The 16,878-nt window shown below is 42.2% G+C and carries 15 protein-coding genes; 8 read left to right on the forward strand and 7 right to left on the reverse strand.

Features of this window, described 5'->3' with window-relative positions:
* Positions 1-140: 140 nt before the first annotated feature.
* Both paaZ and M1F05_RS01010 read left to right on the forward strand, forming a co-directional pair.
* Positions 141-2,204, forward strand: a complete 2,064-nt coding sequence (gene paaZ / locus M1F05_RS01005; protein WP_206085047.1) for a phenylacetic acid degradation bifunctional protein PaaZ — start codon at positions 141-143, stop codon at positions 2,202-2,204.
* Between the two features lie 48 nt (positions 2,205-2,252).
* Positions 2,253-3,062 carry a class I SAM-dependent methyltransferase gene (locus M1F05_RS01010; protein ID WP_272516279.1) on the forward strand — a complete coding sequence of 270 codons (810 nt, stop codon included), beginning with the start codon at positions 2,253-2,255 and terminating at the stop codon, positions 3,060-3,062.
* Positions 3,063-3,066: 4 nt separating this feature from the next.
* Here M1F05_RS01010 and M1F05_RS01015 read toward each other — a convergent pair whose 3' ends face one another.
* From M1F05_RS01015 to proP, 3 genes are read right to left on the reverse strand one after another with little or no spacing between them, the layout of a single operon-like run.
* Positions 3,067-3,378, reverse strand: coding sequence for a monooxygenase (locus tag M1F05_RS01015; protein WP_206085043.1), 312 nt, complete (start codon positions 3,376-3,378; stop codon positions 3,067-3,069).
* Positions 3,379-3,438: 60 nt separating this feature from the next.
* Positions 3,439-4,878, reverse strand: a complete 1,440-nt coding sequence (phrB, locus tag M1F05_RS01020; protein ID WP_206085041.1) for a deoxyribodipyrimidine photo-lyase — start codon at positions 4,876-4,878, stop codon at positions 3,439-3,441.
* 17 nt (positions 4,879-4,895) lie between these two features.
* Positions 4,896-6,398, reverse strand: a complete 1,503-nt coding sequence (gene proP, locus M1F05_RS01025; RefSeq protein ID WP_206085039.1) for a glycine betaine/L-proline transporter ProP — start codon at positions 6,396-6,398, stop codon at positions 4,896-4,898.
* Positions 6,399-6,818: 420 nt separating this feature from the next.
* Between proP and M1F05_RS01030 the strand changes: the two genes are divergently transcribed.
* Positions 6,819-7,853: a 3-oxoacyl-[acyl-carrier-protein] synthase III C-terminal domain-containing protein gene (locus M1F05_RS01030; RefSeq protein ID WP_206085037.1), complete on the forward strand. Its 1,035-nt coding sequence runs from the start codon at positions 6,819-6,821 to the stop codon at positions 7,851-7,853.
* Positions 7,854-8,181: 328 nt separating this feature from the next.
* Positions 8,182-9,906 (forward strand): ubiquinone-dependent pyruvate dehydrogenase, encoded by a 1,725-nt coding sequence (poxB, locus tag M1F05_RS01035; RefSeq protein WP_206085035.1) that lies wholly within the window; start codon positions 8,182-8,184, stop codon positions 9,904-9,906.
* 65 nt (positions 9,907-9,971) lie between these two features.
* Here poxB and M1F05_RS01040 read toward each other — a convergent pair whose 3' ends face one another.
* Entirely contained in the window at positions 9,972-10,871 is a 900-nt protein-coding gene (locus M1F05_RS01040) for a DNA-3-methyladenine glycosylase family protein (protein ID WP_206085028.1), read from the reverse strand.
* Positions 10,872-11,020: 149 nt separating this feature from the next.
* Here M1F05_RS01040 and M1F05_RS01045 point away from each other — a divergent pair, with 149 nt between their 5' ends.
* The 3 genes from M1F05_RS01045 to M1F05_RS01055 are packed head-to-tail and all read left to right on the forward strand — an operon-like array spanning position 11,021 to position 12,431.
* Positions 11,021-11,524 (forward strand): DUF2569 domain-containing protein, encoded by a 504-nt coding sequence (locus M1F05_RS01045; RefSeq protein ID WP_206085026.1) that lies wholly within the window; start codon positions 11,021-11,023, stop codon positions 11,522-11,524.
* Positions 11,525-11,546: 22 nt separating this feature from the next.
* The gene (locus M1F05_RS01050) at positions 11,547-11,909 is read left to right on the forward strand and encodes a DUF488 domain-containing protein (RefSeq protein ID WP_206085024.1); all 363 of its coding nucleotides are present in this window, start codon (positions 11,547-11,549) and stop codon (positions 11,907-11,909) included.
* Positions 11,910-12,431 (forward strand): DUF2569 family protein, encoded by a 522-nt coding sequence (locus M1F05_RS01055; RefSeq protein WP_206085023.1) that lies wholly within the window; start codon positions 11,910-11,912, stop codon positions 12,429-12,431.
* A 35-nt stretch (positions 12,432-12,466) separates the two neighbouring features.
* Here M1F05_RS01055 and M1F05_RS01060 read toward each other — a convergent pair whose 3' ends face one another.
* On the reverse strand, positions 12,467-14,038 hold the full coding sequence (locus M1F05_RS01060; protein WP_206085021.1) for an ATP-binding cassette domain-containing protein: 1,572 nt from the start codon (positions 14,036-14,038) through the stop codon (positions 12,467-12,469).
* 21 nt (positions 14,039-14,059) lie between these two features.
* Here M1F05_RS01060 and M1F05_RS01065 point away from each other — a divergent pair, with 21 nt between their 5' ends.
* Entirely contained in the window at positions 14,060-14,182 is a 123-nt protein-coding gene (locus M1F05_RS01065) for a hypothetical protein (protein ID WP_272516277.1), read from the forward strand.
* Between the two features lie 147 nt (positions 14,183-14,329).
* On the opposite strand, the gene glpD is transcribed toward M1F05_RS01065, so the two are convergent.
* Both glpD and M1F05_RS01075 read right to left on the reverse strand, forming a co-directional pair.
* Complete coding sequence (gene glpD, locus M1F05_RS01070) at positions 14,330-15,820, reverse strand: glycerol-3-phosphate dehydrogenase (protein WP_206085019.1); 1,491 nt, start codon at positions 15,818-15,820, stop codon at positions 14,330-14,332.
* A gap of 291 nt (positions 15,821-16,111) precedes the next feature.
* Positions 16,112-16,870, reverse strand: a complete 759-nt coding sequence (locus M1F05_RS01075; protein WP_206085017.1) for a DeoR/GlpR family transcriptional regulator — start codon at positions 16,868-16,870, stop codon at positions 16,112-16,114.
* Positions 16,871-16,878: the final 8 nt, after the last annotated feature.

A 16,878-nucleotide genomic window follows, 5' to 3' on the forward strand; every position in this document is an offset into this window, starting at 1 on the left:
TTTGTATGGATTTGAGTGGGAACTTAGATTTATGCAAATTTGTTTTTAATTTGTTAAATTTAAATTAGCATCTATGATTATTTTTATGATACATATTTAAATATTGGTTTTGTTTATTTCCTTTATTTCTGGAGTGAGATATGCAGCATTTAACAAGTTACATTATGGGGAAGTGGGTACAGGGTAATGGTAAAGAGCGGGCGATCTATCATGCACTTACTAATCAGGCTTTATACGCGGTGACAACCGAGGGGCTTCCTTTATCTGACAGTCTGGCCTATGGGCGAGAAGTTGGAGGGGAGGCGCTATCTGCTATGTCATTCCAGCAACGGGGGCAGATGCTTAAAGCGGTGGCCAAGTATTTGTTGGAGCATAAGGCGGAACTCTATGCGATTTCAGCGCAAACAGGGGCAACAAAAGCAGATAGCTGGGTGGATATTGAAGGGGGTATTGGGACGTTATTTGCCTATTCAGGTTTGGCAAGTAGAGAGCTCCCCGATGACACCATTTGGCCTGAAGGTGACACGGTTCCTTTGTCTAAGCAGGGGCAATTTATTGGCCATCATATTTTGACCTCTCGCCGTGGCGTGGCGCTGCATATCAATGCTTTTAATTTTCCTTGTTGGGGAATGCTAGAGAAACTGGCACCTACGTGGCTAGCGGGTATGCCTGCCATTATCAAGCCTGCGACAGCATCGGCTCAAGTCACCCAAGCGATGGTCAAGCTGATGGTCGACAGTGGTTTGGTACCTGCGGGGGCTATTCAGCTGATTTGTGGTGGCGTCGGGGATATGTTTGATCACCTTGATTTTGAGGATGTCGTCACGTTCACAGGGTCAGCCTCCACAGGGCAAAAACTTAAATCCCATCCGCGTATCATAGAAAAATCAGTGCCTTTCACCATGGAAGCCGACTCACTGAACTGTGCAATCTTAGGGAATGATGTGCAGCCAGAACAGCCTGAATTTGCATTGTTTATTAAAGAAGTGACCAGTGAAATGACCGCAAAGGCAGGGCAAAAATGCACGGCCATTCGTCGTATTATTGTACCGAAAAATCAGTTAGACAATGTTAAACAAGCACTGCTTAAACGGTTATCGGCGACGACAGTTGGTGACCCCGCAGTTGATGGGGTACGCATGGGGGCGTTGATTAATTTAGAACAGCGCCAAGATGTGCAGACGAAAGTGGATTATCTACAAAACAATGGCTGTGAAGTACTCTGTGGTGGGCAGTTTGAACAATTAGCGGTCATCGGTGCTGATAGCCAAAACGGTGCCTTTTATCCACCGACATTATTGTACTGCGCAGAGCCATTTAAATCTTCGGCCGTCCATGAAACTGAAGCATTTGGCCCTGTTGCGACGTTAATGAGTTATGAAAGCCTTGAACAAGCGGTGCAACTTGCCATTCTCGGGGGCGGTAGCTTGGCGGGCACATTAGTGACAGCGGATGCACAGGTCGCTCAATCAGTGATCCGAGCAAGTGCACGCGCACATGGACGCATGTTGGTATTAAATGAGGCATCGTCGGCAGAATCAACAGGGCACGGCTCACCACTACCTCTACTAGTGCATGGTGGGCCTGGGCGTGCAGGTGGCGGTGAAGAACTGGGTGGATTGAGAGCGGTGAAGCATTATATGCAGCGCACAGCCATTCAGGGGAGCCCATCGATGTTAACCGCGATTAGCCAGCAGTGGATCCGTGGTGCGGAGATGGTAACTGATGTTGTTCATCCATTTCGAAAACATTTTGAAGACTTAGTGATAGGCGATACGTTGCTCACAGCAAGGCGTACGGTGACGGAGGCCGATATTGCTAATTTTGCTTGCCTCAGTGGTGATAATTTCTATGTGCACGTGGATAAAATCGGGGCGGCACAATCACTGTTTGGTGAACGTATTGCCCATGGGTATTTTGTGGTTTCAGCCGCAGCAGGTCTGTTTGTTGATGCAGGCGTTGGGCCAGTTATCGCAAATTATGGCATGGAAAATTTGCGTTTTATCGAACCCGTAAAAATTGGCGATACGATACAAGTTCGTCTAACGTGCAAGAAAAAGATAAAAAAACCACAGAAATTAGCCGAAGATAAACCAAATGGTGTTGTTGAATGGGATGTGCAAGTCTTTAACCAAGACGATACAGCCGTGGCACTTTATAGCATTTTGACGCTGGTGGAACGCCGTCATGGGGATTTTCATTAACCATGATTGTGATGAAACGGTTACAAACAAATAGGTGCTTTTTCAATCATTTTCTGTTGTGATGGGAAATCGCTAACAAAATGTCAGGAAACAGAAATGAAAACGCACCATCAAGCGGTTTATCAGCAATTTGATGAGCAAGCCAACGCCTATTTAACCAGTCAGGTTCATGCGCAAGGTGAAGATTTACTCGCCTTGCAGAGGTTGTTACAGGGGTGCCAAGCTGAGGATGTCCTTGACCTTGGCTGTGGTGCAGGGCATGCGAGTTTTTATACCGCGCCATGGGTTAAATCTGTCACAGCATATGATCTGTCCGACTCGATGCTGAGTGTTGTGGCGAAAAACGCGCAAGAGCGCCAATTAACCAATATCGCGACCTGCAAAGGCACAGCTGAACAACTGCCGTTTGCAGATAATCATTTTGATCGGGTGATTAGCCGCTATTCTGCACACCATTGGCATGATGTTGAAAAAGCGCTGCGTGAAGTCCGCCGTGTATTAAAAGTGGGTGGAAAAGGCATTTTTATTGATGTGGTTTCACCAGGTCACCCATTGTTGGACATTTATCTCCAAACCGTTGAAGTTTTAAGGGATACATCGCATATTCGCGATTATTCCGCAGGGGAATGGGCAGGGATGTTCAACAATGCAGGGCTATTTGTTAGTGGTGTTCAAAGTTTCCGTTTGCCCCTTGAATTTACCAGTTGGGTTGAACGGATGCGAACGCCACAACCTTTAGTTGAGGCAATTCGCCAATTTCAAAACACGCTCAGTGATGAAGTGAAACACCATTTTGCATTACAAGCAGATGGCTCATTTACCTCTGATGTGATGCTATTTGAATTTCATCGCCAATAAGTGCTTATTTTGCGATAAACTGCGCTTGGTTAAGTTGGCTGAGTGCGGTGTTCACGGCAAAAATTTCCCCTCGGACATCAGGCACACCAAAGGCTTTTAAACGCGCACTGTGTTTGGTTAAATATGCGTTTGCCTCTTGCTCAGAAGCAAACATGTAAACTCCACCTGCCATTTGAGTTTGTTGGTTTTCAGTCCAAATCTTCCAGATAAAACCAGGTTCTTGGTTGATTGACTGAGCTAAATCATTCATTGCTGCCGTCATTTCTTCGCCCCATGGGCCTTGGTATGGGAAGTCTACCTGTAAAATTACGCTCATCGATTGCATCTCCTTATCATTAGGCTTGCATAATAACCCTTAACACAAATAATAACTTTGCTATTTATCGTATTTAAGACTATTGCGTTTACCTGCTTCAAACGCATCCAGTGTGTTTAAACGCGCCTGTTTGTGATCAACGATAGGTTTCGGGTAATCAATGGCTATATTGTTTTCTTCTGCCCATTCATGGGGGGTATGGATATATTTATCAGGGACGCCATTTAATTCAGGGAGCCAATAGCGGATAAACGTGCCCTGAGCATCAAACTTTTTCCCTTGTGTGGTCGGGTTGAAAATACGAAACCAAGGGGAGGCATCCACACCTGTAGAGGCTGACCATTGCCAGCCGCCGTTATTCGCCGCTAAACTCCCATCAATCAGCTGGGTCATAAAGTATTTTTCCCCTTCCCGCCAATCAATGAGTAAATCTTTGACTAAGAAACTCGCCACAATCATTCGTAACCGATTATGCATCCAGCCTGTGGTATTCAGCTGCCGCATGGCTGCATCAACAATTGGGTAGCCCGTTTGTCCGATTTTCCATGCCTCAAAATCGGTAGGTGAATCATTCCAATGAATATATTGTGTCCAATGAATAAAGGGCTGGTGGCGGCACAGGCGAGGAAATGCCACTAAAAGGTGAGTATAAAATTCACGCCAAATTAATTCATTTAACCAAGTGAATGCGCCGCTATCAGGGTAGTCAAGAAATTGTGGGTTTTCAGCTTGCAAACGATTGATGCACTGGCGAGGGGATAACACTCCAATCGCGAGGTATGGCGATAGCTGGCTAGTGCCATTAATGGAGGGGAAATCTCTATCATGTTGGTAATCTGTAACTTTTTTAGCGCAAAACTGCCTGAGCTGCTTTAAGGCAGCTTGTTCACCTGCAGGGAAAGATTGCGCGATGTTTTGATCCTCATGAGGAAATAGCGGCAGGATTGTTTTAATCTCTAACGGCTTTGAGCGCTGAGCAGGGGCACGTAAGGAACGGTAGTCTGTGACAGTGAGTTGGGTTAGAAAAGCACGGCGAAATGGGGTATAAACTTGGTACATCTCACCTTTTTGATTTGTTACTGCGCCAGGTGGGAGCAACAGCGCATCATCAAAAGTATGGACATGCATTGGTGATGCGTGTTCTATCAACCACTCATCACGTTTCTTTTCATTCCATTCATACTGCCGATTGAAAAACAAGGCATCCGCCTGCTGTTCTTTGGCGTAATTTAGTACCCATTTAGCGGCATCTACAAAATTATCCACAGTATGGCAAATGAGTGGGATACCTAACTCAGCAAGGGAATGTTGTAATTCGACAAGGTTTTGATGAATAAAGGCGATTTGCCGTACAGAGACATCATGCTGTTTCCACTGTTCGGGCGTGGCGGTATAGAGGGCGATGACATTGGCCTGCGGGTCAGCGCAGGCCGAGGAAAGGGCTTTATTATCTGTGACGCGTAAATCATGACGAAACCAGATAAGATGCTTGGCTGCCACCGCTTTCCTCCTAGGCGTTAATCTAATTTAGGATGCTGGTTAATTAACGACTGGCGTTTTTTCTCAAGTTCAGCAATTTGTTGGTCAATATCTTCAACTTTTTGCTCAATATTGTCAAAATGTTCACTCAAGATTTCTTTCGCCTCGGCTTTATCCGACGCCGCTGGTGTTGCACCCCGCAACGGTTTATTGGCTGTTTCTGGCATGCGAATACCTGTGTATAAGCCAATCAATGCAATCACCATCAAGTAATAGGCTGGCATGTATAAATCTGTGGTTGATTCGACTAACCAAGCTGCAACAGTTGGGGTAGCACCTGCAATTAATACTGAGATATTAAAGGCAATGGCTAAGGCACTGTAACGAATATGCGTTGGGAAAATCGCGGGTAAAATTGATGCCATGACTCCAGTAAAACAGTTTAGCAATATCGCAAGGATCAGTAATCCTACAAAAATTAACCCAACTGAGCCGCTGTTAATTAGCATAAAAGCAGGGTAAGCCAATAGCACTAAACCTACGCTACCGATAATAACAAATGGGCGACGGCCAATTTTATCACTGGTTAAGCCAATCACGGGTTGAACAAATAGCATACCAATCATAATGGCGATAATTATTAGCACACCATGGTCAGTTGAATAATTTAGGTTATGTGATAAATAACTTGGCATGTAAGTCAGCAACATGTAATACGTGACATTAGTTGCAATCACTAAGCCAACACAAATTAATAAGCTTTTCCAATGCTTCGATGCCACTTCGCGTACTGAAACTTTGGGTGGATTTTGAATATTGGCTTTGTCTTGTTTTTCCAGTGACTCAACGTGCTGTTGGAAAGCGGGCGTTTCTTCAAGGGAATGGCGAAGATATAACCCAATGATCCCTAAAGGTAAGGCTAAGAAGAACGGAATTCTCCAGCCCCAATCATGGAAGTTTGCCTCTCCAACGATACTGGAAATTAGCACGACTACACCTGCACCTAGCACGAAACCTGCGATAGAACCAAAGTCTAACCAACTGCCCATAAAGCCACGCTTACGGTCAGGTGAATATTCGGCAACAAAAATTGCAGCCCCTGAATATTCCCCACCGACAGAGAAGCCCTGTGCTAATTTAGCAATTAATAACAAGATTGGTGCCCAAATACCGATGCTTTCATATGATGGGATCAAACCAATACAGAACGTACTTATCGCCATAATGATAATGGTCATCGACAACACTTTTTGTCGACCATACTTATCACCTAAGATACCAAATACCACTCCCCCTAATGGCCTAACTAAGAAGGGCACGGAGAATGTCGCTAGTGCAGCAATCATCTGGACGCTCGGTGATGCGTCTGGAAAGAAAACTTGACCTAATACGTAAGCTAAGAAGCCATATACACCAAAGTCAAACCATTCCATCGCATTACCCAGTGAAGCAGCGGTAATTGCTTTTTTTAATTTACCATCATCAATGATTGTAATGTCATTAATATTTAATGGTTTTTCTTTTTTCTTCTTGAATTTCATGAAACCATCCTCTTATTTGAATTTCAACAACGAGATAAATCACATTTAAGGTGTGGGTTTTCATACTTAAACAACGTGTAAAGTCCTATCATTTATAATAGTCGCTGTATGAATTTTTGTTCAGTTTTTAAAATTTAAAATTGAGCTAGATAATGGAGTAATACAGTAGAGTTAGAGAGAGAAATAGAGAGCACTTTTTTTTGTAAATAGAGCAAAATAACCACCTGAGAATAATCAAACTAGTTACCAATAATACATTAATATCGCTAGAATGTAAAATACTTGGCTTTTAATGCCGAAAAAAAAGAATTTTTAGCGTTTTATTTTAGCGGGTTAGGTTTATAACAACATGTTACTTATATCAATAATGCATTAGGCTAACAATGTTGATTATATATAATAAAAACCATAACAATCAATATGTTGTATTTTATTTTTGCTGATTTGAACTATGCTAAATACTCCATGAATATAGGGGGTAATATGAACAATTCCGTGAAAATATCAGCGATTAATGTTTATCATCCTGCAAAAATTAGGGGGAATGAATATTTTATCAAAAAGCATGGCGATATTAAAAATATTAATAATCTATTTGAATCATTAGGTAAGCGACAGCGTTATGTTTCTGACCTTGAAAGTGAAAATGTATTAACGATGGCATTTAAATCAGCAGAGCCGATAGTGGATGATAGTAATATTGATATTATTATTTTCGTATCAACGACGGTAGAGTATTTATCGCCAACTCACGCATTATTTATTCATCGAAAGTTCAATATTAAACACAATTGTATTTGTATCGATATGAATATAAATTGTTTAAGTATGCTGGCAGTTCTTGAACAAGCGGCCATGATGCTGAAATTAAAAGCGTCCTATTGCAGAGCATTGATTATCTCTACAGATCAAGTTTCTCGATATGCAAAACCACATGAGTTTTTCCCTGAGGCTTTATTTGGGGATGCGGCGGTTGCAATGATACTCGATAAAGTAAAGGACAACTCAGGCGCTGGGCTCATCGATAGCCAATATTACACTGATAGTCAGTATGCCGATACGATTGTATTTCCACACTATGGATTGTCGCATAGCCAAAATATGCAAGAAGAGAAATTTCACTGGGATAATTTTACAGGAGAGCTCTGTGTGCCCTTTGCGATAGAAGCCATTCAATTCCAGTTGGAAAAACATCATTTAAAATTGAATGATGTTTCTTGTTTTTTCTTTTCTCAATTATCAAAAAATTATATTGGAATGATTAAAAATGCATTAAATCTTTCCTGGGAGCAGATTGAATATATTGGTGATGAGTATGGTTATACAGGCGGAAATAGCCCATTAGTTGCCTATGCACATCGTTTGAAAAAAGGGTTACTTCATGAAGGTGATATTATTGTATTTTGGTCATTTGGTGCTGGGTATCAAACAGGTGTTTTACTGTGGAAAGTATAACTTAATCATTCTCAAATTGATTAGGTAATTATGCTAATCATTTTACGATATCTATATGGCAGTGATTAATATTAACAATAGTCTCTTAATTTATTCCGTTATCATCATCTTCTTTTGATAATAACGGAGGATTGTGTCGTTCTGTTTTATAATGGATTTGATAAGTAGGAATGAATAATTGACTTGGTTACAATCAAATAAATGATTTTAAATAAGTTTGATAATCAGAGAGTACAGTAAGATTTAAAATGAATTTTACCAAACTCTAAAAGAATACGCGCTGTATTTTATCAAGCGTGTATGACCTCCGACTGAGAAGAGTGCCATTATGAAAAAACAGAGTGTTGCATCCTATATTGCAAAAGTACTTGATAACGCAGGTGTTAAACGTATTTGGGGCGTTACTGGAGATTCATTGAATGGCTTAACCGACAGTTTGCGCCGACAAGGGGCAATTGAATGGTTAGGCACTCGTCACGAGGAAGTGGCGGCATTTGCTGCGGGCTCAGAGGCCCAGCTTACTGGGCAACTAGCCGTTTGTGCAGGCTCTTGTGGGCCTGGAAATATGCATCTTATCAATGGACTATATGATTGTCATCGTAACAGAGTACCTGTATTGGCGATTGCAGCACATATTCCATCAAGTGAAATTGGCAGCAATTATTTCCAAGAAACCCACCCAACAGAACTATTTCGTGAATGTAGCCACTATTGTGAGATGGTCTCTAACCCAGAACAAATCCCACAGGTGCTTGGCATTGCAATGCGTAAAGCAATTCTGAACAAAGGGGTATCCGTTGTTGTCATTCCAGGGGATATTGCATTAAAAGATGCACCAGAGACCGCCAAAGAAACATGGTATCAGCCTCAAGCCCCATTGATCATGCCACAGCGCTCTGAAATCGAACAATTAGCGCAAGCTTTAAATGAAGCCAAAAATGTTACATTATTTTGTGGTAATGGTTGTGCAGGGGCACATGATGAAGTAGTCAAACTGGCAGAAACGCTAAAAGCACCTGTAGTTCATGCACTGCGCGGTAAAGAACATATTGAGTGGGATAACCCGTACAGCGTGGGAATGACAGGTTTAATCGGTTTTTCATCGGGTTACCATGCAATGATGAACGCCGATACGGTTGTTTTACTCGGAACGCAATTCCCATATCGTCCTTTCTACCCAAATGATGCAAAAATTATTCAAGTTGATATTAATGCAGGGAGCTTAGGTTCTCATTGCCATATCGATATGGGGCTGATTGGTGATATTAAAGCAACTCTGGATGCCTTGCAGCCGCATCTACAAACTAAACAAGATAAAAAGCACCTTGAGAACGCATTGAAGCATTATGAGGAAGCGCGTAAAGGGTTAGATGATCTCGCAAAACCAGGGCATGAAGGGCTCATCCATCCACAGTACTTGGCAACTAAAATTAGTGAACTGGCCGATGATGATGCAATCTTTACTTGTGATGTGGGTACGCCAACGGTCTGGGCAGCACGCTATTTGAAAATGAATGGTAAGCGCCGTTTAATTGGCTCGTTTAATCATGGTTCTATGGCGAATGCGATGCCACAAGCAATTGGTGCGCAGGCTGTTGATAAAACACGCCAAGTGGTTGCCATGTGTGGTGATGGTGGATTTAGCATGTTAATGGGGGATTTTATTTCTCTTTCACAAATGCAATTGCCAGTAAAAATCATTATTCATAATAATGGGGTATTGGGCTTTGTAGCAATGGAAATGAAAGTCGCGGGTTTCTTAACAGCAGGAACAGATTTGCATAATCCGAATTTTGCTGCAATTGCGAACGCTGCAGGTATCAAAGGTATTCGTGTGGAAAAAAGTGAAGATCTCGACAGCGCACTTAAAGAGGCTTTTGCCCATGATGGCCCTGTGGTGGTGGATGTCTTAACTGCAAAACAAGAGCTTTCAATGCCACCAGAAATTGCTGCTCAGGAAGCCAAAGGTTTTAGCTTATATATGCTAAAAGCCATTATGAGCGGGCGCGGTGATGAAGTGGTGCAATTGGTGAAAACTAACTGGCTACGTTAATACCTGTTGTTCGTTCATAAAGAAGCCTAATCAATTGATTGGGCTTTCTTTTTATCGACCATAAATTAATAGCCTGCTGCAGATTGACTACGCCACAAATGAGCAGCGACAAGTGCCCGCCATGGGGAATATTGCGCTAACCATTTCTCTGTCTCTTTCGCGGTCGGTTGTTCTTGGCTGTTTAATAAGGTTTGTAAATTACGCCTTACCGCGACATCGCCATGCAAAGAGCCATTGAGATAATTAAAGCCCCGCAAGAGTGCATAACTGACCGTCCAAGGGCCAATTCCTTTAATTTTGAGCAGTTGTTCTGTTACCACATCGGCATTGTCATGGGTCACTTGTACAGATAAATCAATCTGTTGGGTTTTAATTGCTTCACATAACGCTCTAAGAGCAACAATTTTCCCTAATGAAAACCCTGTTTGTCTGAGTGTATCATCACTGACTAAACCCACTTGTTGGATATCAGGAAAACACCAAATTCCTGATGAGTGCTGTGTGCCCACGGCTTGTATAAAGCGCCGACGGATAGCGATAGCGGCATGGACACTAATTTGTTGCCCAATAATCGCCCATACTAAAGCCTCGAAAGCATTAGAGGATTGATAAATTCTTAATCCCTTTTGTTTTTCAATGAGTTGACCAAGCACTGGGTCTGTTAGGTAGTGCATTTCAAATTCATTAATGGGTTGATGTAAACCCAATAAGTGTTTCCCAAGGGTGCTGAGTTCTGTTTCAGTTGGGGAAATATTCGAAGAATCAATATCTAAAGAAATTGTTGCATGCTGGCTTTCAATGGCTAGCTGAATGTTGGCGGGATGATTTTGCCAAATTAGGCCTTTTTGCAAACAATTGTCGACAACAATCTCTGCCACATTTTGTTGGTCTCTTAAATGGAAGGCAAAAAAATCCGCAGAGCGATAAGGTTGTGGAAGAGGTAAATTAACAGTGAATGTTTGCATTATGATGACCTGATAAGATTTTTCTTTAATCCAAATATATTGTGTATTGGTGCATTAGGTAACTCATATTTTAGTGAACAAATATGTTATCTTAGTAAGATGGATTATTTCGTCACTGACATGGTGTTTACAGCGAATAAGGAAGTGAAATGAAAACTGAAGATCGCAGTTCATCTCATAACCCTCCAGCCTCTCCTAAGCCTGAACTAACAGGGATAGGTGGTTGGCTGATTTTACCCATGTTAGGGATCGTGCTATCCGTTATTATTCTTCCATTTGCAATTTACGGGCAAAATATCCAGGTTATTGAGTATTGGGATGAGTTAACGAACTCCCAATCCGATACATTTATACCCTTATTTAAAGAACTTATCTATTTTGAGCTTTTAGGGAATGCGATTTTATATACTTTATTGCTTTTCTTGTGTTACGTCTTTTTTACGAAGAAAAAGCTCACGATCAAAATTTACATTTTCTTCCAGCTATTTGCTTTAGTGCTGACTATTTCAGATATTATATTGGCAGGAACATTATTAGATTTAGAGGTTGAAGCATCGGATATTCGCGACATTTTTCGTGCCCTGATTGGCTGCGCAATTTGGATACCGTATTTTTTGGTTTCTAAGCGGGTAAAAAATACTTTTGTGAATTAAATACCGTCATTGAGGTGAAGTGATGATTTATTGCAAAAGAGTGTATGACCCTGTGACTAAGAATGATGGCTATCGTGTCTTAGTCGATAGGCTATGGCCTCGAGGGATTAAAAAAATCGATTTACAGTGTGATGAGTGGAATAAAGAAGTGGCTCCCTCTAATGAGTTACGAAAATGGTTCCATCAACATACCGATCAATTCGAGCAATTTGTGCAGCGCTATTGCGAAGAATTGAATAACACCGAGGCTTGGCAAAGGTTAGTTGAGCAGGCGGAGCAAGGTCATGTGACATTATTGTATAGCGCAAAAAATACAGAACATAATCAAGCGACTGTACTCAAAAAATACATTGAAGAAAAAATACAGAATACAAAGGTTTGTTAAATGGAGAATTCTCAATCCACGGTTCAATTAGAGCAGGTTGTCGCTCAAGTCGTCCCGCAGGCCCCGAAAAAAATGCTTGAAGGACTCGGTGGTTGGTTGATTTGGCCAGTTATTGGGCTGTTTTATATGTTGTATAAAATGGTCATGATGTTAATGCAAGAAGTCTCTCAAGTAAAAACGGTTTGGCCGCTTGCTACACAAGTGGGCTCTGACTTTTATGTGCCAGGTTTTTCAATGGGTTATTACCTATTGCAAACGGGTTATGGGGTTATCATTGCATTACTATTGTGGACTTTTATTGCAGCAGTTAAATGGAAAAAAAGTGCGAAGTGGTTGTTTATCATAACCATGTTGCTATATACCTTGATGGTGTTTGTTGCCCGCTTTGTATTCCCTTATACATTCGGTATGGAAATTAATTACTCAAACATTATCACTGCGATTAATGGCAGCTTCTATTGTGTGTTATGGATTCCGTATTTTTTAGTTTCTAACCGCGTTAAAAACACGTTTATTCGCTAATAATTAACCACCTCTTTCGAAGGCGGTTAATTATTCTATTCGTTAGAAAGATTCAATGTATGGGTAATATTGCAGCGCTCAATAAAGGCGTTATCATGGGAAACCAATAGCAATGTACCTTGGTAATTGTTTAATACATCCTCCAGTAATTGCTTCGATTCTAAATCCAGATGGTTATCTGGCTCGTCGAGTAACAAAATCGCAGGTGGATTCGGGCTATGGGTCAGCGCTAATAATGTGGCTTTGAGCTGTTCGCCCCCACTCAGTTGTTGTAGTGGTAGCAAGGATTTATCGCCTCGAATCCGTAACATGCCTAGTTGTGTCCGCCATTGTTCAACCGTAAATATGGGCTGGTGTTGGTGGAGTGCCTCGCCAACGGGTAGCGTTTTATCGAGTAAGTTTAGGTGCTGGTCTAAATAGCAAAAACATCCACTTAGGCGGGATTCGCCCGATTGGGCTTTCAGGTGCCCTGCAAGTACTTTAAGTAAGGTGGATTTACCACAACCATTATCACCTTGAATATGCCAATGCTCCCCACTGTATATGGTGAATGATAGAGGTGATAAATGGCCATAGGGCAAGCAAAGATCGGAAGCGAAAACCGTCACTTTTTTCCCCTCACACTGGTAGGCAATGACCATTTTTTGCTGCTTGATATGGTGTATTTTCTCTTGGTGTTCTTGTTGTTGTCCTTGCAAATTATCCATCACCCGTTGATGGCGGTCGGCAACATTAGACTGCCTTTTTTCCGCACGGTTTTTCTGCATATCGAGTAGCAGTAAGGACTGAGAGCCACCATAACGGATTTTTTCTCCTTGTTTTTTCCGTTGAGCGGCTTTTTGTAACGTGGTTTGTAGTTGCTTTTTTTCTTGGTTAATACGTTTTTCTAAACGCGCAGCTTGGGCATCAATCGCCGCGATTTCGAAATTCTTCTGCGTGTCATATAACGCATAATTTCCCCCATATTCTTGTAAACCTTTCTCGGTGAGTTCAAAAATCGTTGCCATTTCACCCAGCAATGCTCTGTTATGAGAGATAACAAGGCTACCTGCTCTGTGTTCAGTCAGTTTTTGGCTTAGCCATTGACGGCTTCTGGTGTCTAAGTGGTTATCTGGTTCATCAAGCAGTAGAAAGCTATCTTGCTGTAAAAAGGCACGACATAGAGCAAGGCGCGTGCGCTCGCCACCACTGAGATGGGCGATAGGGGTTTCCATCGAAACGGGCAACCGTGCGGAATCTAGCAAATTTTGCCATTGAGACGGTAAATGCCATTTGTCGTCGACTAACTCAAAATCGGGTTGAGTTCCATTACCCGCTTCAATACGAGAAAAGGCGTGATAGAGCGAGGTAATACCTAAGGCATCGACGAGAGTTTCTCCTGTTAAGCGGGTGAGTTGATTAACATGGATAAAAGGTATATTCCAATGTACATCACCTTGTGTTGGCACGAATACTTGAGCCAGTAACTGCATGAGTACGGATTTACCTCGACCATTATGGCCAATTAAGGCATTTTTTTGACAAGATAATGTCCCGCTTAGAGGGGGGAACAGGGCCGTTTGGTTAAATTCGATATTCAGTTGTGAAAAGTGACACGCAATTGTCATAGGCACCTCCAAAAATAAAGAGTGCAGACAACGTCGTTGACTTATCAAGAAGCGTCGATGAATAGCGTTGCCTGCCAAGAACAGAAAAATGAATACCAAGGTGGTATTGGAAAATATTTTCTGGCAGTGCTTAATTCATCGTAGGGAGTACCTGCTAAGTTAAGTGATGGGATAAAAGCCGTGCATATTATAGACAAAGAAAATCAATTTAAGCAACATATAGACTTAAAATATAAAAAAGCCAGTCAATTCAAGTTGACTGGCTTTGTACTAACAACGAGATTTTTACGATTATGCAGAGGTGTGCTCTGACAACCATTGTGCAATGCGCTGTTTTTCTGAATCATTCAGCCACATGCCCAATTTAGTACGACGCCAGATAGCATCATCCAATTCTGTTACCCACTCATTTTCCACTAAGTAACGTAGTTCGGCTTCATAGACGTTGGCACCGAATGATTCGCCGAGATCACTGAGCGAGTTTGCGCCATTCAAAATCAGTTTGCTGTTACTGCCGTAAGTTCTTGCATAACGCAGTGCGATCCCTTCTGGAAGCCATTGATAATGTTGGCGTAATACGCGAGCATAGCCATCACGGTCGCAACCTTCGATATCACCACCTGGTAATTGACCATTTTTCGTCCACGGGCTACCTGCGTTCGGGTAATAAGTGGCGAGCTTATTCACAGCAGCTTCAGCTAGTTTACGATAAGTGGTTAATTTACCGCCGAATACAGACAGTAACGGTGCTTGGCCTTGCTCATCGTGAATATCTAATGTGTAGTCACGGGTAATTGCTTGCGGTGAGTCAGACTCATCATCACACAGTGGGCGAACGCCTGAGTAATCCCATACCACGTCTTCAACGGTTAACTGTTTTTTGAAGTGATCGTTGTACACTTTGAGTAAATAGCTGACTTCTTTGTCATCAATTTTGACGTCTTTTGGATCGCCTTTGTATTCCACATCTGTTGTACCGATGATTGAGAACTCATCCATCCACGGAATAACAAAGACAATACGGTTATCCTCGTTTTGCAGGATGTAAGCTTGTGGTTCATCGTGAGCGCGTGGAACAACGATATGGCTACCTTTAATTAAGCGAATGCCGTATGGCGATTTTAATTTCAAGCCATCGTCGAAGAATTCTTTCACCCATGGACCCGTTGCATTCACCAGTCCTTTCGCTTTCCAAGTGAGAGTTTCGCCTGTACGTAAGTCTTGTGCTTCAACAACCCATAAGCCATTTTCACGATAAGCACGAGTCACTTTTGTGCGAGTGCGAACTTCACCATGCTTACGTACCACTTCTTGAGCGTTTAGAACAACCAAACGCGCATCATCAACCCAACAATCTGAGTACTCAAACCCTTTGGTTAATTCAGGTTTCAGCACAGAGTTTTGGCCGAATTTTAAGCTTTTACTGCTTGGTAGGCTCACACGTTTACCTAAATGGTCATAAAGGAACAGACCGATACGGATCATCCACGCAGGGCGTAAATGAGGTTGGTGAGGTAAACGAAAGCGCATTGGAAACGCAATGTGCGGTGCCAGTCGTAATAAGACTTCGCGCTCAGCCAGTGCTTCACTGACTAATCTGAATTCATAATGTTCTAGGTAGCGTAAGCCACCATGGATCAGCTTTGAACTCGCTGATGAGGTTGCACTCGCTAAGTCTTGAGCTTCGAGCAGCAATACCGATAATCCACGACCTGCAGCGTCAGCTGCAATACCAGCGCCGTTGATCCCGCCGCCGATGACAATCAAGTCTTTAGTTTCCATGCATCCCCCTGAGATGTTCGAAACACTTTCAATAATGTTCGTTTTCGCTCATTTGATTGTAGTCAAAATGAATAGTGATGCCAACTATTATTAATAAGAAAAATAACAACTGCGTGATATTGGTAACAATTTTTTTTCAATAACCACAAATAAAATAATGGTATATAGGCAGGAAAAAACATTTTTGAGCGAAAAAGAAAAAGGAAATAACAGTTAGAAAGTTAAAGTAGAAAAGGGATATCATTAAGAGTGGTGGTAGTTAGCACTACCACCATGAGAATAACGTATTGATTAACAAAGCTCTAATTGAACGTTATGTTGCTCAATCACTTTGATAATGCTGTCTGGCGGCTGTTTGTCGGTAAATAAATAGTCGATTAAGTTCATATTACCGAGATTGACCATTGCATTACGGCCGAACTTAGAGTGATCGGTGACTAACATCACGCAACGTGAATTTTCAATAATGGCGCGTTTTGTACGCACTTCATGATAATCGAACTCCAGTAGCGAGCCGTCCATATCAATGCCGCTAATGCCCAAAATGCCGTAATCTAACCTGAATTGAGAGATAAAATCGAGGGTCGCTTCACCCACAATACCACCATCACGCGAGCGTACTTCACCCCCCGCTAAAATTAAGCGGAAGTCTTCTTTTGGCATGAGTAACGTGGCGACGTTTAGGTTATTGGTAACAACACGCAGGTTTTTATGGTTAACCAACGCATGGGCCACAGCTTCAGGCGTGGTTCCGATATCAATAAATAGCGTCGCACCATCAGGAATTTGGCTCGCGACATGCTGCGCAATACGGGCTTTTTCATCTGACCACATGATTTTGCGGTCATGATATGCCGCGTTTACGGAGCTTGAAGGCAGTGCTGCGCCACCGTGGTGCCGCTGAATCTTATTTTGTTCAGCGAGGTCATTGAGGTCTCGTCGGATGGTTTGAGGGCTAACCTCAAAATGCTCGACAAGTTCTTCAGTACTGACATATCCCTGAAGACGCACAAGTTCAACGATTGCATCATGTCTCTGGGTTTGTTTCACAGCGTTAG

The organism is Providencia sp. PROV252 (assembly GCF_033676005.1).
Lineage (GTDB): Bacteria > Pseudomonadota > Gammaproteobacteria > Enterobacterales > Enterobacteriaceae > Providencia > Providencia vermicola.